14 protein-coding genes are annotated in these 19,910 nt (G+C 57.3%); 5 read left to right on the top strand and 9 right to left on the bottom strand.

The window, feature by feature from the left end; genetic code table 11:
* Nucleotides 1-67: 67 nt before the first annotated feature.
* The 5 genes from VBE63_RS15685 to VBE63_RS15665 all read right to left on the bottom strand — a co-directional run bounded on the left by VBE63_RS15685 (nucleotide 68) and on the right by VBE63_RS15665 (nucleotide 7,156).
* On the bottom strand, nucleotides 68-685 hold the full coding sequence (locus VBE63_RS15685; RefSeq protein ID WP_323683967.1) for an XrtA/PEP-CTERM system exopolysaccharide export protein: 618 nt from the start codon (nucleotides 683-685) through the stop codon (nucleotides 68-70).
* A gap of 178 nt (nucleotides 686-863) precedes the next feature.
* Nucleotides 864-2,375 carry a hypothetical protein gene (locus VBE63_RS15680; protein ID WP_323683966.1) on the bottom strand — a complete coding sequence of 504 codons (1,512 nt, stop codon included), beginning with the start codon at nucleotides 2,373-2,375 and terminating at the stop codon, nucleotides 864-866.
* On the bottom strand, nucleotides 2,372-4,711 hold the full coding sequence (locus tag VBE63_RS15675; protein ID WP_323683965.1) for an efflux RND transporter permease subunit: 2,340 nt from the start codon (nucleotides 4,709-4,711) through the stop codon (nucleotides 2,372-2,374). Before VBE63_RS15675 ends, VBE63_RS15680 begins: the two co-directional genes overlap by 4 nt.
* A 148-nt stretch (nucleotides 4,712-4,859) precedes the next feature.
* The gene (locus VBE63_RS15670) at nucleotides 4,860-5,684 is read right to left on the bottom strand and encodes an outer membrane lipoprotein-sorting protein (protein ID WP_416274567.1); all 825 of its coding nucleotides are present in this window, start codon (nucleotides 5,682-5,684) and stop codon (nucleotides 4,860-4,862) included.
* 44 nt (nucleotides 5,685-5,728) lie between these two features.
* The gene (locus tag VBE63_RS15665) at nucleotides 5,729-7,156 is read right to left on the bottom strand and encodes an ExeA family protein (protein WP_323683963.1); all 1,428 of its coding nucleotides are present in this window, start codon (nucleotides 7,154-7,156) and stop codon (nucleotides 5,729-5,731) included.
* A gap of 304 nt (nucleotides 7,157-7,460) precedes the next feature.
* On the opposite strand from VBE63_RS15665, the gene VBE63_RS15660 reads away from it, so the two are divergent.
* The 3 genes from VBE63_RS15660 to VBE63_RS15650 all read left to right on the top strand — a co-directional run bounded on the left by VBE63_RS15660 (nucleotide 7,461) and on the right by VBE63_RS15650 (nucleotide 12,014).
* A complete protein-coding gene (locus VBE63_RS15660) occupies nucleotides 7,461-8,222 on the top strand; it encodes a PEP-CTERM/exosortase system-associated acyltransferase (RefSeq protein ID WP_323683962.1) in 762 nt (253 codons plus the stop codon).
* A 61-nt stretch (nucleotides 8,223-8,283) separates the two neighbouring features.
* On the top strand, nucleotides 8,284-11,115 hold the full coding sequence (prsT, locus tag VBE63_RS15655; protein ID WP_323683961.1) for an XrtA/PEP-CTERM system TPR-repeat protein PrsT: 2,832 nt from the start codon (nucleotides 8,284-8,286) through the stop codon (nucleotides 11,113-11,115).
* Nucleotides 11,116-11,135: 20 nt separating this feature from the next.
* A complete protein-coding gene (locus VBE63_RS15650; protein WP_323683960.1) occupies nucleotides 11,136-12,014 on the top strand; it encodes a class I SAM-dependent methyltransferase in 879 nt (292 codons plus the stop codon).
* A gap of 75 nt (nucleotides 12,015-12,089) precedes the next feature.
* Here the strand turns inward: VBE63_RS15650 and pepA are convergent, their stop codons facing one another.
* Nucleotides 12,090-12,908: a flocculation-associated PEP-CTERM protein PepA gene (gene pepA / locus VBE63_RS15645; protein WP_323683959.1), complete on the bottom strand. Its 819-nt coding sequence runs from the start codon at nucleotides 12,906-12,908 to the stop codon at nucleotides 12,090-12,092.
* Nucleotides 12,909-13,203: 295 nt separating this feature from the next.
* Here pepA and VBE63_RS15640 point away from each other — a divergent pair, with 295 nt between their 5' ends.
* Entirely contained in the window at nucleotides 13,204-14,733 is a 1,530-nt protein-coding gene (locus VBE63_RS15640; protein ID WP_323683958.1) for an FAD-binding oxidoreductase, read from the top strand.
* A gap of 1 nt (nucleotide 14,734) precedes the next feature.
* Here VBE63_RS15640 and VBE63_RS15635 read toward each other — a convergent pair whose 3' ends face one another.
* Both VBE63_RS15635 and VBE63_RS15630 read right to left on the bottom strand, forming a co-directional pair.
* Complete coding sequence (locus tag VBE63_RS15635) at nucleotides 14,735-16,099, bottom strand: pectin acetylesterase-family hydrolase (protein WP_323683957.1); 1,365 nt, start codon at nucleotides 16,097-16,099, stop codon at nucleotides 14,735-14,737.
* 170 nt (nucleotides 16,100-16,269) lie between these two features.
* Nucleotides 16,270-17,265 carry a hypothetical protein gene (locus tag VBE63_RS15630; protein ID WP_323683956.1) on the bottom strand — a complete coding sequence of 332 codons (996 nt, stop codon included), beginning with the start codon at nucleotides 17,263-17,265 and terminating at the stop codon, nucleotides 16,270-16,272.
* A gap of 1,041 nt (nucleotides 17,266-18,306) precedes the next feature.
* Here VBE63_RS15630 and VBE63_RS15625 point away from each other — a divergent pair.
* Nucleotides 18,307-19,248 carry an N-acyl amino acid synthase FeeM domain-containing protein gene (locus VBE63_RS15625; RefSeq protein WP_323683955.1) on the top strand — a complete coding sequence of 314 codons (942 nt, stop codon included), beginning with the start codon at nucleotides 18,307-18,309 and terminating at the stop codon, nucleotides 19,246-19,248.
* A gap of 29 nt (nucleotides 19,249-19,277) precedes the next feature.
* Here the strand turns inward: VBE63_RS15625 and VBE63_RS15620 are convergent.
* Nucleotides 19,278-19,910: GAF domain-containing protein (locus tag VBE63_RS15620; protein ID WP_323683954.1), on the bottom strand; the 633-nt coding region annotated here is incomplete at its 5' end.

Here is a 19,910-nt window from a genome sequence, read left to right as displayed (position 1 = left end):
CGATCAGGTTCCTACAACAGAGACAGCCAGGCCAACAATCGAGGATCGCACTGGGTCATCGGCCGTATCAGAACCAGGTTTCGGGGATGATCAGGATATCCCCAGGCAGCATGTAGACGTTGGCCTTCATGTCACCCCGCTTGATGAGATCATTGAGACGCACGCTGAACTGAGTGAGCTCGCCGTCGATCATGCGCACGATACTGGCCTTATTCCCTGCCGCAAAGTCAGTCAGACCACCCACCTGAATCATCAGATCCAGTGCCGTCATGTTCTCGCGATAGGGAACGCCTTGCGGGTTAGCCGCCTCTCCGACAACACGAACCTGCTGACTATAGGGGCCAACAAAGCCGGTGACGATGACCGTAACAACCGGATCGAGCACATAGGTCGCGAGCACCTCCTCCATGTCGCGCGCCAACTCCGTAGGGGTCAGGCCGGAAGCTGGGACATCCTCGATCAAGGGCGTGGTGATCTTGCCATCAGGTCGAACCGGTACGGAGGATGACAGCTCCGGGAAGCCCCAGACAAAGATATTGACATTATCACCTGGACCGATGATGTAGTCCGGCGTCTTGTCCAGCGGGATCGAGGGCAGTGGAGGATGCTTGGGCTTGGTCGAACAACCAGAGACCAGGATGACGAGGCCAATGATGACGAAGGCCAATAAGACCGATGAACGCACAGGCACCCTCCTGTCACGTAAAAAGAGCGTCTTCACCGACATTCCTCCATCCTGATCCGATCCGCAAATCGAGCGATTTTGAGCTAAAAACCCGCATGAACTAGGTTAGCACAGACCAGACTGTTGGTAAAGATCAACAAAATCGTCTCCTAAAGGCAACAAATTAGGCGAAGAATAGTCAAAATCGCATCCGCCAGCCCAATGTGACCAGATCGTTCTCTTGATAGAAGCCACCCAAAGTCTGCTCAGCGCCATCGAAGTAATGGTAGGCCAGACTGATCTCATGCGGCTCGAAGCCAACAAAGGCGATCTGCGGATTCAGGTAAAGATCATGTGCATCCAATCCGACGAAGTACCGCAAGCGCGCGCGCCAGCGATCCCGAGCAAAGCTGTTTTCCAGATCCCCGAATAGGCTGAGCGTCTTTTGTCGATCGAGCATCCCAGTTGGCGCATTCAGGATCTGACCACCACCGAGCTGCAGATTCACCCTGAGCTCGCGATCACCCGGATAGAACTCCACGCCAGCGACCCATTCGATTGCCTCGCGGGTGATGAAACGCAGATCCGCGCCGGTCGCCGGCTGATCACTGAGCCAAGCGGCTTCAAGCCGCCAGGTCGCCTTCTCCGTCGTCAGCCCAAGATCGCCACCCACCACCCAGGTTCTTGGATAGCGAGCAATGAAGGTGTCCGGGGACGCGCTCAGGGCGCCAGAGATTCCCCAAGGATTGGTTAGCAGCGCCTCCCGTACTTGGGGGTCGAGCACATAGTATGGCAGCGAAGGCCGGGTATTCTGTAGCGTCATCGCAACATCCAGACCCCGGCCCGGTCGACTGACACGCATTCCCCAGCCGCCGCTGCCGCCCTCGTTCTCGTCGAAGCGCCCGTTCTGAATCAAGGGCGCGAGCGCAGGATTAAAGGGCATGCCGATGATCTCGCCGCGCTGCTTGTTCACCGGCGACCAAATGCTGTCCCACCGCGGCATCTCGGCGGTGCGAAGGCGCGGAACATAGAGCAGATCGAGCTTCACATCACCGATGAACTCCTCCCAGCGCACGGCCAACACCGCGCGACGCCGGTCTTCCAATTCATTCAGTAGCCCACGGCTGAGATCCTGCACGCTGAGCTGATCAGTCGGCGGCGCCTCGTCGACCCGGCCCCAGGTGACCATCTGTGCACCGAGAGTGATGCGCCGGTCTTGGTCCTGATAGCGCAGATAGCTCTCGCCGGTATCCACTTCGACACGATTGAACGCCTCCTCACCCGTTTGCAGATCGCCATCCAGACGCGCGGCGAGCCGCACCGACCAGCGTGGCGAGAATGACCATTCCGCCGCCAGATCGGCACGCAACAGGTTACTGGTGTTGGCTTGACTCGCATCTTGGGTCAGGATGCCGGTCTCGATCCAGAACTGCTCAAGCTTGAGGCTGGATGCGAGACCTGACTGGCTGTCTGACGGCATGCCGGACTGATCGTCTTGACGATCGAAACCGACGCCTAACTCTGAACCACCGACAGACGCAGGCGCCTGATCTACAGTCTCCGGGGAGGCCTCAAGCACCTGCGGCAACGGTGGCGGCGGACGCCCTAACTCTAGCACTTGCGCCCTTAGCGCCGCAGGCAGCAACAGCGGGACACAGAGCGCCGCGATACCGAGCCTGATCGCACTGCTTGTCTCTCGCCGTTGACTCATAGACCCACCTTCGCATCCGACGCATCCGATACCTGTGGCGGCAGGTTCGATCGCCGTCGCGACCACCACCAGCCGGCGGTGACCATTAGCAGCGCCGGCAACACCAGCAGATCGAACAGCAGCGCCGTCACCAAGCCTAGCGCCGTCAACAGGCCAAACTCAGTCGTGGGCACAAAAGGCGAGCTGGTCAGCAGCAGAAACTGCGCGCTCAGAATCAGGGTTGTTGCCGTCACCGCTCGTCCCGCGTGCTGATAGGTTCGCGCCAGCGCCCAAACGGGCGATAACCCACGGAGGCGTCGGCTGCGATAGCCATGATAGACGTGGATGGTGTCATCCACCGCAATCCCCACCGCAATGCCGGTGATCATTGCGGTCGCCATATCCAGCCAGATACCAAACAGCCCCATAACGATGAAGATCACCAAGATCGGCGAGAGATTCGGCACCATACACAACAGCGCCGCCGGCACCGAGCGCCAAATCACCGCCATGAGCAGGAAGATGAGCCCCACTGCCAACATCAGGCCCCGGATCTGCCCCTCGACCAGCAGACGCTCCTGATCACCAAACAAGCGCCCAAAACCAGCAATCTCAAACGTCAGTGCTCCCAGCGCCTGCTGGTCCAGATGCTCCCGGATATCGGCAATCATGGCGTTGATCTTGCTGGAGCCATTGACATTGAGATTCAGCAGCACCCGGGTGATGCGGAAATCCCGATCGACCAGCTCGTAGAGATCCTGACCGTCATAGATGAACAGATACTGGGCGATCAGATCGCTCTGATCCGGCAGCCGGCGATAATCAGGGTCCTCGGCATGGAAGCCCCAATGCATCTCCTCGATCATATCGACTAGGGTGGTGACCCGATCGACCTCCGGGCGCTCCGAGATCCACTCCCGGAAGGCCTGGAGCTGGCGCAACACCTCAACCTGCTTCAAGGCATCACGCGCCGGCGCCTCGAAGACCACCTCCAACGCCGTCACACCAGACAACCGCTCAGTCAGCACCTGATTCGACTGGGTGATCGGATGATCATCGCGGAAGAAGCGAAACAGATCACTCTCCACCTCGACCTGAGCCACCTGTGGCGCGCCCAGGGCCAACAACAGCAGCGTGATCAGCAGCACCCAGCGCGGATAGCGCATGCCAATGTGGCGCAACCAGGCAACGGGCGCATCCAGAATACTGATGCCGCGACCAGACCGCGCCCAGTCACCCCGATCCCAGCGCGCGAAGATCGGCGGCAAGATCCAGGCGACGATGAGATACAACATCAAGACGCCAACCGCCGCCGACTGCCCCAAGGCATGGATTGGCGGGATCTCGCTCATACTCAGCGAGATCAGCCCCGCAGCCGTGGTCAACGCGGTCAAGAATGCTGGCCGATGAATCGCCGTCCAGGCGCGCAGCACAGACGCGCTGCGCGAGGCGACATCGGCCTCCGACCGACGCATGGCCATCGCCAAAGCGTTGTACCAATGCAACAGCAGCGCCACCGAGAGCGAGACCATCAGCGGCGACAAAATCGCTGTGATCAGCGTAAACGGCTGCCCCAGCAGCACCAGCATCAACAGCGCCGTGCCGACGCCGGCCTGTATCACCGCGAGCGCCACCGCCAGCGCCAACCAGCGCCGGAAGAGCCAGGCGATCAGCACTAAGCCGATGATCAGCGTGGCGGGAACAAAAATCACGCTATCGCGAAGCGTGGCGCGCAATTGCGCCGCGTCCAGCGGTGTCTGCCCAGACATCGCCACCAATTCCGCCTCAATGCCGGCCTCCTCCAAGGCCTGCAGAAAGGCGGTTTCGATGGACAGGCGCTGCAGGCTGTCTTCCAGTTCATGGGGCCGCACCGCCAGGGCAATCAGTGACCCATCATCAGAGACCAGCAAACCAGGGGCAAAGCGATCGGAGAGCAGCCGCGCGCGCCATTCGGCGGGGTCGAGCGGCGACCGGATGGACTGATCCAGCAGCGGTTCCACCACAAAGCCATCCGCCGTGCCACTGATATGATCCATGGTGCTCGGCGCCAGCACGCGCTCGACCAGCGCATGCTGCTGCATTGCCACTACCAACTGCTCGAACCGCTCAAAGAAGGTATCGGTGTAGAGATCCTCGCCGGCGAAGGCCGCCACCAGCACCTCATCCCCCGGAAAGCGCTCGCGCAGTTGGCGCTCAAAGATCGCCGCCTCGCTCTGTTGCGGGATGTAGGCCTCCGCTGAGTTATTGACCTTCAGCGTCAGCGCGGCGATCGCCAACGGCACCACCGCCAGCAGCACCAGGATCACCAGCGCGATCCAGGGAGGCAAAAACAAGGGGTTGAGCGATAGCCGTCTCATCGGCTGAAACCAGCAGGCAAAGGGTTCCGGCATTCGGCGGAGCCAGAGCCAGAGCCAGAGCCCAAGCTTAAGCCAAAGCCAAAGCCAAAGCCAAAGCCAAAGCCAAAGCCAAAGCCACGATCAAAACGCCATGAAGACTGAGCATGCATCATGGCCGAAACGGCCGCTCCAGGGCCGGGTCTTTCAACGCGCGGTTGCTAAACAACCGCTCCGGAAGATCCTGATCGTAGACCGTTTTGTCAGTGGTCAGCCGCGTCTGATGGCGCGACTCCAGATCTTCGACCAGGCTATCGGTCACCGTCCAATAGCCCTGAATACGCTCAACTTTGTAGACCCGCAAGCGCTTGAACGGCTTCTGCTGAGCGCCTGGGCGGTAGAAATCAACCCGCATTGGAATCAGGGTCTGCGGATGAATCCAGCTCAGGCGACGACCATAAACCGAGCTGCTCGGATCGACAGGCTCACTCTCCAACACCTCGGTTGCCACGCCTTCCAAGGTCTCGCTCCGAAGCCAGCGATGTCGGTCTTCGTCGACCTTGCGATCCTGCAGATCCTCGTAAAACAGATCCGAACCGACGAAACGCCCGCCCTGGCGCGATGACGGAATCCGCCGATCGCGCCCCAGCGCAGGCAGATAGACCCATTGATCGGTGCTGCCATCAGCACGGTCGATGGTCAACAGGCCCGTGTCGGCGATATCCGCCGGCGCCGTGAAGCGGATCAGATTGGCCACCTCGCCACCAGTGCCGTCGCGGCGGTAACTAAAGAGTTGGCGCACCCGTGGCTCGCGGCCCGCCTCGGTCAAGATCATAGTGCCGCGACTCGCGGCATCGCGACCATCCGGGCGATCATAGACCTGTTGCGCCAGTGCCCGCCCACGCTCGGCGTCAGCCGTTGCGATCATTGGCAGCAGCAGGCCCAACAACCCGATCAGGAGAAAACACCGGCCGCGAGCAACCCCGCAACCACTCATGAATAACAGATGCATAGTCAAGATCACCCTTTAGCGAGGACACCTCATCCTAACGGACCATGCTGTACCAACGGCATACTGGCAGGCAAGACCAACACCATCGGCACCATCAGCATACCGGCCGGCAACAGACTCAGCAGGATCATCAGAATCAACCCCAGAATACCCGCTGAGCGCCTTTTGATGCGACGCAAGACAACGGACCGCTTGCGCGGCGGCTCAATGCGGCATGACGGCGCTGACGTGTCTGCCCGCGCTGCCGTCTCAGTCGAAGCAAGCAGTGCTCCAGAGTGCTCAACCGCGAGCCAAGGCACCGGAGAAGACTCGGATAAATGGGCAGGCGCGGCGGCCACTTGTTCAGGCGCGGCGGCCGCCTGTTCAGACACGGCGGCGGCCTGTTCAAGCGCCACCGGCATCCGTAATGCTGGCGGAATGGACTCGGCCCGAGGAACGGCCGCAGATTCGGTCACAGCTTGTGAAACCTGTTGCTCAGCCTGCGGTAATGTGTCCGGGCTTGCTGCGGCTGCAACCGGTTCATGCAGAGCGCTGATCGCCGCCTCGTCGGCAACGGCAGGCATCGGCGGCACCCAATCCAGACCTTGGTCGACCTCCGCCCAATCCACCTCCGGCAGCTCGGTTGTCCCCTCTTGCTCCGGTGCTAACTCCTCCTCGCCCAACTCATGGACCAGGTCAAGGGCATCTTGCTTCGATAATCGATGCAACTCACTCAGACAGCCATGCAGCAACAACCGACTGCAAATCAGGTTGATGCGCCTAGGCACCCCCTGGCTGAAGTGGTACACGGCCTGCAGCACGCCCGGCTCGAACACCGGATCACCTTGCCAGCCCGCCGTCTCGAGCCGGTGGCGCACATAGGCCACTGTCTCCGCCGGCGACAGCGGCTGCAGATGCCAGGCCGCAATCAAGCGCTGATGCAATTGCTCCATCTCCGGCCGCCGCACCAACTCGCGCAACGGCTCCTGACCCACCAACACGATCTGCAGCAACGGCTGCCCGGCCTGATGCAGATTGGTCAGTAGCCGCAGCTCCTCCAAGGCCGAGGCGCCCAGATCCTGCGCCTCGTCGATGATCAGCAGCGTGCGCCCGCCACGCCGATACTGCTCGTTCATGAACTCCATCAACTGCTGCAAGAGCAACGCCTTCGGCTGTGTTCGCGTTTCCAGACCTAGCGCATAGGCGGTCATCCGCAGCAGATCCTCGGCATCCAGCCGGGTGCTCAGCAAGGTCGCCGCGCGCGTCGAGGGCTCTGGAAGCCGGCTCAGCAGATCATTGATCAACGTCGTCTTGCCGGTACCAGGACGACCTGTCACCATCACGAAACCCTCGGCACGGTGCAGCGCGTAATCCACATAGGCGCGCGCCCGCGCAAAGTTCCGATGCGGGTAGCAGAACCGATGATCGGCGCTGAGGCGGAAGGGGTCTTCCTTCAGCCCATAGAAGACTTCAAACATCAGGCTTCAAACATCGCGCTGTTTGATATGCTGAAACGCCACGGGGGAACATCGCTATCGCCTTATCAATCAAAAGTTTAAGGATGAAAGCACTGGCGGCAACAAGCGTAAAAAAACCTGACACCCTCTCGTGGGCGACTCCGCGTGCGAGTACGCGAGTATGTTATAAGAACGAGTGCAATGCCAAGCTAGGATCTTGTGACAATCATGAGTCCTCCACGAGTCTTCAAGCCTCAACAGTTCCTCCGATCATCCATCAGCAGGCCACCAAGACGATGCCCGCCTAGCGATCGAGAAAACAGCGATGACTGAAACAGACCTCTCCCTGGCTGAAGCCTTCAATCAGTTTTTCGAACTCGTTCCCGCCAACACCGATGCGCTGCGCGATGTGGTCTACCGTATCCGCTACCAAGTTTACTGCCACGAGCTCCACTTCGAGAACGAAGCGGACTTCCCCGATGGCCGAGAACTCGATGAATTCGACGCCCATTCGGTACATTGTCTCCTGCGGCACCGTCCCTCGGGTGAATTTGCCGGCTGTGTGCGCCTAGTGCTGAACACATCCAACAGCCCGGAGCCGCAATTACCCCTCGAACGTCATTGTAGCGACAGCCTAGACAAGAAGACCCTCGACTTCAGCCAGATCGATCGCAGCACCTTTGGTGAAATCTCGCGGCTCGCCATCGTCTCACGCTTCCGCCGGCGCCCGGGCGAGGCGAAGACCGCGCATGGCGTCAGTGACGAGGCCTTATCCATCACGCCCTCCGAGCGCCGCATCTTCCCGCACATCGCTCTTGGTCTGTATCTGGCTTCCGCGACCATCAGTCTAAAACGAGGCATGAAAATGGTCGTGGTCATGATGGAGCCCAGGCTCGCCCGACACATGAGATATTTTGGCATCAACTTTGTTCAGGCCGGCGATATCGTCGACTATCATGGCCTGCGTGGCCCTTTCTTTATCACCAGCGACAGCCTCTATCAGGGAATGCGGCCTGAGGTTAAAGCGCTATTATCGATCGTTGGGGACCAGCTAACGGTCCCCGCGCCTCCACTGACGGACGTTTGACCCCAGATTCCGCAACAACAAACAGCCGTATCAATTTAGTGATCACTTAGGAGTAGCCCTTATGCGCAGAGCAAGCCTGACGAGCGCCGATCATCGCCTCGTTGTCCACAACAGAGGGCCACTGCTCGCCGCCGCCCTCGTCGTCGTCACCGCCTGCGGACAAACGTCCTTCTCTGCCGAGGAGCACGTCGCGCAGGCACGGCAAGCCTATGCCGAGGGCGACATCCGAACGGCTATTATCGAGATCAAGAACGCCCTCCAGCAAGACCCCGCGCAGGCCGAGGCGCGACTCCTGCTTGGCGAATACAACCTCGCCATCGGCAACGGCGTTGAGGCCGAGGCCGAGCTTGTCCGTGCCCAAGAGCTTGGCGCCGACCCCGATCAACTGCGCCTGCCGCTTGTGCGCGCCTGGCTGTTGCAGGGCAAGACGGAGGAGATCATCGCGGCCACTGACGCCGATGAGGCACTCGACAGCGCACAAGGCCCAGAACTCCTGACGCTGCGCGGACAAGCCCTGCTCACACAGGGTCGCGCCGATGACGCCCGCGCGACCCTGCAGCAAGCGCTTGAGCTGGAGCCCACTAACGCCGAGGCACTGCTCGGCATGGCCTGGGTCGCCTTGCTAGAAGACGACAGAGAGGCTTCTCGAGACTCGCTCCAGGCAGCACTCGACAGCGATCCCGAATCCAGCCGCGCCTGGGAGCTCCTCGGCGATCTAGAGCGGGATGCCAACCAATTCGATGCCGCCGAAGCGGCCTACGGCAAGGCCATAGAGACCACCAACCTGCCCTTCACCCCGCGCTTCAAACGCGCCCTGACCCGAGTCTTCCAGCAAGACTACGAGGGCGCCGAGAAAGACCTGCAAGTCTTGCGCAAACAGTCTGCACAGAATCCAGCGGTGAGCTACCTCAGTGGCCTGATCGCCTTCTATCGGCAAGACTATAACCAGGCGCGCACGAGCCTTGAAGAGACCCTATCGCGCGATGGAAACTACATGCCGGCGGTGTTCTACCTGGGCGCCACCCAATATGCCCTGGAGAACTGGCAGCAAGCCTCGAGCTATCTGAATCGTTATACCGGCCAGTTCCCCAACTCCCCGGAAGCCAACCGCCTGTTGGCCCTGACCCGTCTGCGCGATGGCGATAGCGAGCGTGCCGAGCGGGCCCTGAATGCCATATTGCAAAATAACCCGGAAGATCAAGCGACTTTAGCGATGATGAGCAATCTGTATCTCGCTCAGGGTCGCGCCGACGAGGCCCTTCATCATCTGCGCAAGGTCATCGCCATGGAGCCGGACTCGGCCGCGACACGGGCGCAGTTTGGACTCGCACTGGTGCAAGAAGGTCAGCGCGAAGAAGGGTTCAGTGAGCTGGAGCGGGCGCTTGAGCTGGCACCCGGAGAAGGCAATGTCCGACTTGAGATCGCCATGATCATGGAAAGACTGCGCGCCAATGAATACGAACAGGCGCTCACTCTGATCGAGCGTCTCAAGCAGCGCGATGATGTCAATCCCGCTCTCTATTACAACCTCAAAGGGCTTGCTTATGTCGCTCAAGGCGATTTCGAGAATGCTGAGGCCATATTTCGCGAAGGGCTAGATACCGTGCCCGATGCAAAAGCCGATCTCGCGAGCAACCTGACCGGCATCCTCGCCCGCAATGGACGCTTGGATGAGGCGCGCGCGCTGGCAACCCAGTATCTGGAGGACTATCCCGAGCACCTTGGATTGCTCTCTAACCTAGCTCGCCTTAGCGCTGCCAAAGGGGACGTAGAGCAAACCGAATCCTTGCTCGGGCGCGCCGTCGCGGCGCACCCTAACGCACTCGAACCCAGGCGCGGGCTGGCCGAGATCTACCTGCAAACTGATCGCCCAGACCAGGCTGTTGCCGTTCTGCGAGAAGTCGAAGAGACTCAAGGCGACTCGGTGCAATATCTCCGACTCATGGCGCTCGCGGCATTAAACAGCGGCGACCGTCAGTCCGCCATCGACAGCCTGAATCGACTGCAGGAATTGCAGCCAGAGTCGATTGATGTTCCACTCTTGCTGAGTCGAGTATTGGCCAGTCTAGGCCAACGCGACGAAGCGCGCGCAGCGCTGGAAAACGTGCTGACACTGAAGCCCGATCATCTCGAGGCGCGGCTGATGAGCGTGGAACTGCTCACGCAGGAAGGCCAGCTCGAGAAAGCGTCTGAGATGCTCGCGCCGGCGCAGCAAATGTATCCGGACAACCCACAAGTGCTGGGGAGAGCTGGAGCCATCGCTTTCAACCAAGGACGCCTGCAAGATGCGCTTGAGGCCTTTCAACAGGCAGCCGAGTTAGCACCCGATGAGCGTTACCTGGCCGGAGCCATTGCTCAGGTACAGCAAGTCTCGGGAGATATCGAAGCTTCGGTTGAAACGCTATCCAACTGGCTAGCCAGTCATCCGCAAGACCAGGAGTTGCGGCTGATGCTCGCGAACCAACTGCTTGCGCTGCAGCGCGACGATGAAGCCATCAGCGCCTACCGTCGCCTCCTTGAGCAAGGTTCCGAGAATCCGATTGCGCTCAACAATCTCGCCTGGCTGCTTCGCAAGAGTGATTCCGCAGAAGCGCTTCGCCTTATCAACCAAGCGATCAAGCTCGCGCCCAAGGCCGGCACCATTCTCGATACTAAGGGGACGATTCAACTGGAACAAGGTGATGCGGCTGCCGCTGTCGCGACTCTAGAGCAGGCGCTTGAATTAACCCCAAAAAACCCCTCCATTCGCCTCCATCTTGCCAAGGCACTGATTGCCTCCGATCAGCATGCGCAAGCGCGGTTACAGTTGGAGCAACTCGTCTCCGAACATCCCGACACCAGCGAACAGGAAGAAGCCACCAAACTTCTAGCAAACCTACCTCAGCCAGAATAGCAGGCAGATAACCTAACCCGATGTCAACACAGCTCAGCCTCTTCAAGCACTTGGTTCTGGAATTACTCGCCTCGCGCCAGGATGCGCGAGTACCAGAACCCGAGCTGATTATGGACGATACCGATCAAGCCGAAGCGTTCATGCTTGCCGGGCGCGAGGATGGCGTGATCGCTCCGACTTACCTCTTCCATACACTGCAGCTCAGCCAGCTCATCAAGCCAGGTGATGACGTCCTAGATCTCGCCTGCGGTCCGGCAAACCAACTCGCTCAGGTCGCGCGCGTGCATCCCGATGCCAACTTCGTCGGTGTGGATGCATCGCCGGAGATGCTCGAACTGGCGGGCGAGACGGTGCAGCGCTTTGGTTTAGAGAATGTGCGTTTCGAGACCCGTTATATCCAGAATCTGGAGGGTATGACGGACAACTCGATGGACGTCGTGATGTCAACGATGTCGCTTCATCATCTGCCTGATGTTTCGGTGCTTCAAGCCACCTTTCGTGAGGCAGCAAGAGTGCTGAAACCGGATGGCGCTGTCTATCTTGCCGATTTCAGCCGCCTCAAGCGTGAGCAGACTCGGCGCTTCTTTGCTGAACAACACAAGGAACAGCAGTCGGAGATTTTTACAGCCGATTATCTGAATTCACTGCGCGCCGCTTTCACCTCGCAAGAATTTAAGCAGGCGATGGGCATCTTCGGCCCGAGCACGCGGTTCAACTCAACGGCGCTTGTCCCCTTTATGGTTGTTGTGCATAGAGGGGAGCGACATACCGTGACGAATAAAGCACTTGAGGAGTGTCAGGCGATCTTTCAGGGACTGCATCCTGCCCAGCAGCAAGACTTCAGTGATCTGAAACACTTCTTCTCGCTCGGGGGACTGCCTACACCTCAATTTCTCTGATCATAACCAATTTCATGCGCCGAATAAAAAAGCCCCGCATTTGCGGGGCTTTGGCGCTTGCAGGTTAATTCCTATTTAGCCAGCGCGCCGACGCCAAGACGTAAAGCTGAGACCAAGCAACCCAAGACCCATGAGCGCCAGTGTTGCCGGTGTTGGTACAGGTACACCATTAAAATCAACAGCTCCAGTGGACACGATACGCACTAAATTACCGTCTTGTACAATCTGCTGTGAAGTGTTGTTGAAATCATTAAAGGCAATATCATAGAACGGTGTCGGCTCAATGAAGAAGGTGTTACCGAACGCTGTATTGCTATAAGAGGAATAAGCATTCAGTGCATTTCCTCCTTGGCTGGTTGGTTCGATCACTCCGTCAATCAGGCTGCCTTGACCGATCAGTTGTAGATTGCTAACACCAGCTCCAGAAGTATCTACGGTAGGCGTGACGATGTCGTTAACGCTGTTTGGAGTGAATTGAACGTCAGTCCCGGAAGCCCCCCAGAATTGGAAGTCAAGGCTGGTCATGGCGAGATTAACGCCGGGCCCAATGGAATCGGCTGGGTTTTGAGGAGCCACAGTGTAGATAAACTCTGCCCACATCTGCCAATCAAAACCTACATAGGAAACATTGCTGAGGACCGGAGAGCCTCCATTAGTGAACGATGTGAAGTTGATCCAGCCTTGACCTACACCCGTATTGGCAACGGTATCCAGAGTGACCAGTGTCGATGCGCTACCACTTAATTGGTCAGCAGTAAAAGTTCCTGGCGCACCTGAAGAGAACACGGTCGGATCAACTGTAAACAGCGGCGCTGCTGATGCCTGAAAGGTGACTCCGAGGCCGAGGATTGCGGCCGCGCTAAACGTCTTAAATGTGTTGAACTGGGTGTTCATGCTCAAATGACCTCTGTGTTATCGCATGGAGAAAAGTGGCTACGACACATGAGAACAAGCATACGCTGTGCCACTTATCATATAAACTATAAAATCAACAACTTAAACCGATGACCCAAGATCCAGAGTTGGCGATGGAGAGCGGATGTAAAATAAACTGACGCCCTCCGCGAGGTTAAGCCATCTGGCAAGGCGATGGTTGTCCAGCTGCAAACCAGCTACTCTCAAATGACGCATACCTAAGTCTCGGCTGAACATGATAACACCCCACCCTCCCCAGAATGTCGGATACTGCTTGCCAGATAACGTGACGGGATATGCCCAGCCATATCAAGCGATTGCGCAACTCAACTCTCGTGAGGGCGTACAGCAGTTCATCGTCCAAGCAAGGCGTGAACGCCGCTCGCTCTACCCCATTTCAAAAGGCCATAACTGGGGCTACGGCTCACGCTCCCCGGTCACCGAGGGCAACACGCTCGTAGACCTCAGCGGTATGAACCGCATCTTCAACGCTGAAGCAATCTCGGTGGACCACCCCATCGCCGTCATCGAGCCGGGCGTCACCCAAGGGCAGCTGCATGATTTCCTTGCCAAGCACTGCCCGGAGCTCACCTTCAACGTGACGGGTGCCGGGCGCGAGACCAGCCTCATCGGCTGCGCCCTAGATCGCGGTGTCGGCTACTTCGGCCCGCGCCGCGAAGACCTGTTCGGCCTCGAGATCGTCACCGGCACCGGTGAGGTTCTAAAGACCGGGTTTCGCCGTCTTGGCGAGGATTCACCGCTCGCCCATCTTCACCCAGATGGCCTTGGCCCCATCCTTGATGGCCTGTTCTACCAGGGGAACTTCGGTATCGTGACCAGCGCCTGCTTCCGGCTTCGCCCAAGGCGGCCGCATGAGGTTGCGGTGTCGCTCTCTCTGCATCGGGAACAAGACCTTGGCGAGTTGATCAACCGCTTGGCGCGGTTGAAACGCGAGGGACTGTTAACTTCAGTGACCCATATCGGCAACCGGGCGCGGAATCATTCGACCCTGACCTATGGGATTGCTCAGTACCTCAAGGACGCCTGTGGGCGCTCGGCGACCCAGGCATTAGCTGAATCCGAGCGCGTGCTGAATTTGATCGCACCCAGTGAGTGGGCATCGCTCGCCGCCGTCACAGGCAATCATGGACAAGTGCGTGCCTCCTTGCGCGAGATCCGCCAGCGCATCGGCAAGCTGGCGCGGGTGATGGTGGTCACCGAGCGCTTGCTCGATGTCGGCTTTGCCGTCACCCACGCGCTGCGCTTCCTGCCGATGGCGCGGGCCAACGCTGCGGCGATCCACGCCATGCGGCCACTGCATCAGCTCGCGCTGGGAACGCCGACCGATCTACCGATCCAGAATCTGATGTGGCAATTCGGGCACCCAAACCTGGATGTCGAGGAATTTGACAACTCAAGATGCGGCGTTCTGTTCATCAGTCCTGCCTTACCCTTGGATGGCACCTTAGTGATGGAGGTGATCGCCGGCATGGAAGCCATCGCCGAGGCGCATGGTCATCGACTCTATATGACGCTCAATATTGAGACCGCTACCTCGTTGGTCGCGGTGATCAATCTGCTGTTTGATCGCAGTGAGGACGAGCAAACGGCGCGCGCGCGCCGCTGCGCCGACGCCCTGCTCGCCTATATTCACGAGCGCGGTTTGTCGCCGTACCGGGCGCGGGTGGATATGATGGATAAGATAGTCTCGGCGGACGACCCTTACTGGCAGACGATACGCAAGCTCAAGCAGGTGTTCGACCCGGACAATATTATTGCGCCGGGTCGCTATAACCTGCCTTAGCTCAGTGCAGGAAGCAAAACGGGAAACAGCTTAGATTGCGCCAATTCGTGCCAAAGAAGCGCCGGGGATTATTCAGCATATCATCGAGCCAGGCAGTGTAGTCGATGCCTTTTGCTGAATTTTCCTCAAAATAATTCGTGGTCGGAAAAGGCGCCAGCTCGGGCGGCGGGTCCAACAGATGAATATGACCCGTACCGGCACCAAGATAATATCTGAAATTGGATAGACCAAAAGCAGTTTCGATCATTGCGCTACGCGCCCTCGGGCTCCAATCGAAAAGTGCAGTGGTAAAAATCTCGTCTTCATTAAATGGAACGTACGGGTCGAATCGACCCTGATCAACTTGTTGCATCGTCAGATATAAGGATGTCTGAATAACATCGAAAGCAGCAGTAGACTGGGAAATTCGTGCGTCCGGATAAGCTTGACCCAAACGCTTGATTCCTTGTACCAATACCTGGTTGGCATCAACGTGCAACGCTGGCTGAATGATCGAATCGATATTTTGGTAAGCATTCCAAACACCTTCGCGCCAGCCATCCTCTGCGTCAGGGTCTGGCTCCCCAAACGCCTTGGCAACAAATCCATCCGTCAAGACACCGTTTGCCGAGTCAATCACGAGGGAATAGCTTGCATCATCGCCAAGCGCGTCATGGATGACGGGAAAATTGATCAGGGCACCATAACCGCCCGCGCTTGAGCCGGCGAGCACGATTCGCTCTAGCATCAGATCTTGCTGCTCCAGCCACTGCAGCACCATGAGTAGGTTATCGAATCCGCGATGGCGAATCGTCCAGTCAAGCCCCTCGTATTCATAAGGCTGGTCATTCGACCCCACATGGACATCGCCAGTGCAGTAGGGGATATAGACCTTTGCGAAACCGGCGTAAGGGTTTGACGGTCGCGTATTAACCAAAAGACCACCAGCACCAGATCCATCCTGATCAGCCGAGTATGCTTCAAGCACAGCGGTTGTTTCGGTTACCACCGGCAGATAAACCGGATTCGAAGAGAGCGGAGAGCCTATGCAGGTCGCCGGGTCCCAGCAAGCACCGCCGCCAGCAAAGTAGATCAGCAGATTCCCGCTGACCGCGCCTGCCATGTCAGCAAAGAACGAGAAGTTGCCGTTAGCTTGACTGGTAGCGCCCCCAACTTGTTGAACAACCTGGTCATTGCCCCCACTGTAGTCCTCGAAGCTCGGGGCCTGCGAACAGGCTGGACTCCTTTCCACCCCTTGTCCATCGTAAAAACGAAAGCCGGCAGGAACATCAATCCGCTGCCAATCGGCACTTATGGGCGCTGACGCACAGAGAGCCCCCAAGGCAAGGAGCCAAGGATAGATCTGAATCGGGGGAATGAAATTCATCAGTGCCTCCGTGGACATGCCGTTATTTTACAGGTAGAGCATGATTTTCTAAGACTCGCTCACCTAGTCTCTTAGGATCAGAATTCGAGCAGCATAGAACAGCAAAACGCCGATTGCCCTTAGTACAGGCAATCGGCAAACTTTGCCTCTAACAGCGATAGCAATAAGAATCAGGCGCGAGCGCGACGCTTCTGCAAAGCGCCAAGTCCGATCAAGCCAGAGGCAAAGAGAATCAGTGTAGCCGGCGTCGGCACTGGCGTTTCAGTGGAGGTCGACTGGAACTCCGGATCACGAATATAGACTGAAAAATTGGAGAGCCCTGCAGATTGGCCACCCTTGTTGATGATCGAATTGCTTGTATTCCAGAAACCACTATAAGCGTATGTTTCTAGCGGATCAAATCCGGGGATACCTGCACCAGCCAAATCTGCTAGGGTGAAGTTATAGATCATAGTATCGTTGGCGGATGAGTCATCATCGTTGCCGTTGCCGTTGCCGTTGCCGTTGCCGTTGCCGTTGCCGTTGCCAGAATTGCCCCCTTTCAAGACAATCGCAATTTGGTCAAAGATCCTTTTATCCCCGATGACAGCTTGAAGGTCTGCTGGAATTTCCGGAGGAGTGTAAGACCAAGTGCCACAAAAAAAGCCCCCATCGTCAGCGGTACAATCGTCGGATCCATTGATGTCGATAAGGTCGTCGAAGCTTGAAAAAAATGATGCAAACGAAAAATCCTCCCCGTTTACGCCATCTTTGATGGTTCCCCATTCGGTTCCCCCACCAACGTCTTGCTTACCAACAAAGATCCAGCCGGGATCTTCAGCGACATCAGGATTACGCAGCGCTTGCAAGTCGTCTTCCTCTACGAACGCCCCAAATTCACCATAGGGCCCGCCATCTACTGCCCAAGTATTTAGATCACCCTGACCTCTAAAACCATTATTGTTACCAAAGTCACCGTGTGAACCCGGGTGCCGGCCTCCTGCAACAATACAGTCGCTGGCAGTTATTTCACCTGGTGGTACTGAATGTAAGGAAGTGCCATCCTGTTTGTTAATTTGGGTAATGCTAACGTCCGATGTGCTGTTGCAAACCCCAGCCTGAACTGCAGAGGCTCCTAACCCAAGGAAAAGTGCGACCGGGATTACTGATGGAGAGTATTTATACATGATTCGTTACTCCTGCTGTCGTGTTGCAAGGCAAAAAAGCTGCGCCGGATATACCAAAGCTTGATGTGCTAATGAATGTGCTAATGAGCAACTTAGCAAATCATCGATGTCTGCCTATAGCCTAGCAGAATTAATGCCAAAATAATTTTATAAATAAAAACAATGCTTTAGAATCTAAACCCACCGGAAACGAGACTTAATGTAAAAATTTTTGACACCAAACCATCACGTTAGTGTACTCAACTGCCTTCAGCATCGCACGCCAAGCGCGAACTTCAACTAAAACGTTGAACACCGACTACAGCCCTGAGCAGGATAAGCAAGAGTCTATTGTCCCGACTTGTGTTATCCGGACACCAAAATGCCTCCGCACACCGGGCGTAAGGGCAACCAGTGTCTGGATTAGTGCTGGCGGAATAATAAGTGGAACACTCAACCATGACGAATAACCAGATTATCTGAAGGGTTAACGAGTAACCGCTCCGACCTTTCCCACCGAAAATTCGGCCCGACAGGAACCGCTCAAGTGGCCAGCCTGGGCAACACAGCCTGAGCATCGTCAGAAATTTTTACAACCACCCTTGCGATTATTAGTACAATCCCGTACAACCTGATGTTGTCGGTTTAGGGGTAGGAACCTGCATATCCGCTGCGGCGATATCGACCCATAACACCCATGCGTCCTGTGTCACGCTTCGCCCTGTAAGCTCCGCAAATGCTGTGTTTGGTGCGGCAAACGCGACACTTTTCCGCCCCTTCAAGAGGTGCTATCTAAGAGACTGTCCTTCCTGGACAGTCTCTTAAGCGCTTATCTCAACGTCTTCTGTGCGATTGGGTATAGGCGTACTGGCCAGTAGCCGCGCAAGATGCGAGTCGCGTTTGCTGGGCCACAGAGGATCGATCGATTCGTCCTCTTAGTCGACATGAGCTGAAGTCCGCGCTCACTTTGAAAACAGGATTTCTCCGCCGCCAAGCAGCTTGAGCAGGATCTCGAGTGTCTGGGTTTTCAACTGATATCGCATGACTTGTTAGGGCTCTGTTTTGTGCCAAGACATTGACAAATCAAACAACCAGGCAAAGCTCGAGGAGCATCATCTTTCCAGTGATCAATGCTCTACTGATCCGAGATGCCACCCTGTCGCAGCGATCAACCGCCAAGCCAGCAGCAACGCTATCGAGGTCAAGCACAGATCCTCTTCGTGCGGGGAACAGACCTGGATCGCGTCAACACGCGACGATCTCGCGGAGTGCTACCGGCTTGTCTACAAGATTTATCTGGACTGCGGTTATACCGATCTGAAACCCGAGCAGATGCGGGTTAATCTCTGGAACGCGCTGCCGGGCACCTTCACGCTCATTGCCAAGAAGGCGGACAAGTTGGCGGGAACCCTGACCTGCGTGATGGACTCGGAAGCCGGCTTGCCCGCGGATGGCTTCTGCAGCGAGGAATTGCAGAAGCTCAGGGAAAGCGGCAGGCGCTTGTGTGAGCTCTCTGGGCTAGCCGTGGACAGGAAACATGCGAACGCCACGACGGTGCTGAGACTTTTTCGCTACGCCTTGACGCTGACGACTGGCTTCATGGAAGGCACCGATTTCATCATTACCGTACACCCAAAGCACGCGCCCTTCTATGAGGATCTCCTACTGTTTGAGAAGCTCAAGGCAAAACAACAATACGCGCATGTCGAGGGCGCTCCCGCTGTTTTGCTAAGGCTTAATCTAGAGACCTTACGCGACCGCTATTATGAAAAGTACGCTGGCCTGCGAGGCAGAAAAGATCTCCATCATTTTTATTTCGTCGAGGATCAAGACAGCATTCTGCAATCGATCCGTAACGGCCTTCAGGAAAGGCAGAGACAGCTGAACGAGCAATCATTGGAACGTTTCTTTTTCTCCGAGAGTCAAGTGCTGACCAACGAAGACGCCTTCAGAACCTTTCGCACGCAATGGGATTCTTGGAACCACAGTAGTACAGGGTCCTGATCGCTTAATCGTTGCCATGTCGGAAATGATCAGTTTTCTTGCCGACGCCCAAGTCGCGCTTGATGCGTGCTCAGTGTCTCGTTCAACTGCCCCAACACCTCGCTGGCAACGGACATAATCGCTTTCGGCCCGAAACCGGCCAAGGTGAGCTCGCGATAGAAGGATTTTGCCACGATCTTGGCAATCCGTGCCGGATCAGGGTTGATCGGCCCGCTACCTCCCGCTTCGCGCGTCTCGAGTACCTGCGCCATCTGTAGGATGCGCGATTCGGAGAGCTTCTCGAGCTGGAACACATGGATGGACTTGCCAACGAACAAGGCGAACAGTTCCAGCAGCTCAAGGTCGGCCTCGCTGAAGCTGTCGCCCTGCAACTGCTTGCTGACGTTGATCACACCCAGCACGTTGTTGGCGGTCGTGATCGGCGCCGACATAAAGGGTTCGTTGATGCGCTCGCGCTGCGCCGCTAGGCTGGCCAAGGGCGAAGCAACGACATCATTGATCAGCAACGCCTTGCGCGTCGAAGCCACTTGCCAGGCGATGCTCGCGTGTGGTTTTGCCGGTACCTGATAGGCAATCGCTGGCAGGTCGCCAAAATGCGAGTACACCTTGAGCTCATGCTCACCTGCTTCGCTGCTGCCAGACAACAGCATCACCGAGCAGCG

This window comes from Lamprobacter sp., assembly GCF_034860625.1.
GTDB lineage: Bacteria > Pseudomonadota > Gammaproteobacteria > Chromatiales > Chromatiaceae > Lamprobacter.
This window is presented reverse-complemented; position numbering and strand designations above follow the sequence as displayed.

Coding starts and splice junctions, on each gene's coding strand:
- VBE63_RS15675 (WP_323683965.1), bottom strand. CDS start 4,711: ATGAGACGGCTATCGCTCAACCCCTTGTTTTTGCCTCCCTGGATCGCG.
- prsT (WP_323683961.1), top strand. CDS start 8,284: ATGCGCAGAGCAAGCCTGACGAGCGCCGATCATCGCCTCGTTGTCCAC.
- VBE63_RS15665 (WP_323683963.1), bottom strand. CDS start 7,156: ATGTTTGAAGTCTTCTATGGGCTGAAGGAAGACCCCTTCCGCCTCAGC.
- VBE63_RS15630 (WP_323683956.1), bottom strand. CDS start 17,265: ATGTATAAATACTCTCCATCAGTAATCCCGGTCGCACTTTTCCTTGGG.
- VBE63_RS15660 (WP_323683962.1), top strand. CDS start 7,461: ATGACTGAAACAGACCTCTCCCTGGCTGAAGCCTTCAATCAGTTTTTC.
- pepA (WP_323683959.1), bottom strand. CDS start 12,908: ATGAACACCCAGTTCAACACATTTAAGACGTTTAGCGCGGCCGCAATC.
- VBE63_RS15635 (WP_323683957.1), bottom strand. CDS start 16,099: ATGAATTTCATTCCCCCGATTCAGATCTATCCTTGGCTCCTTGCCTTG.
- VBE63_RS15650 (WP_323683960.1), top strand. CDS start 11,136: ATGTCAACACAGCTCAGCCTCTTCAAGCACTTGGTTCTGGAATTACTC.
- VBE63_RS15680 (WP_323683966.1), bottom strand. CDS start 2,375: ATGAGTCAACGGCGAGAGACAAGCAGTGCGATCAGGCTCGGTATCGCG.
- VBE63_RS15670 (WP_416274567.1), bottom strand. CDS start 5,684: ATGAGTGGTTGCGGGGTTGCTCGCGGCCGGTGTTTTCTCCTGATCGGG.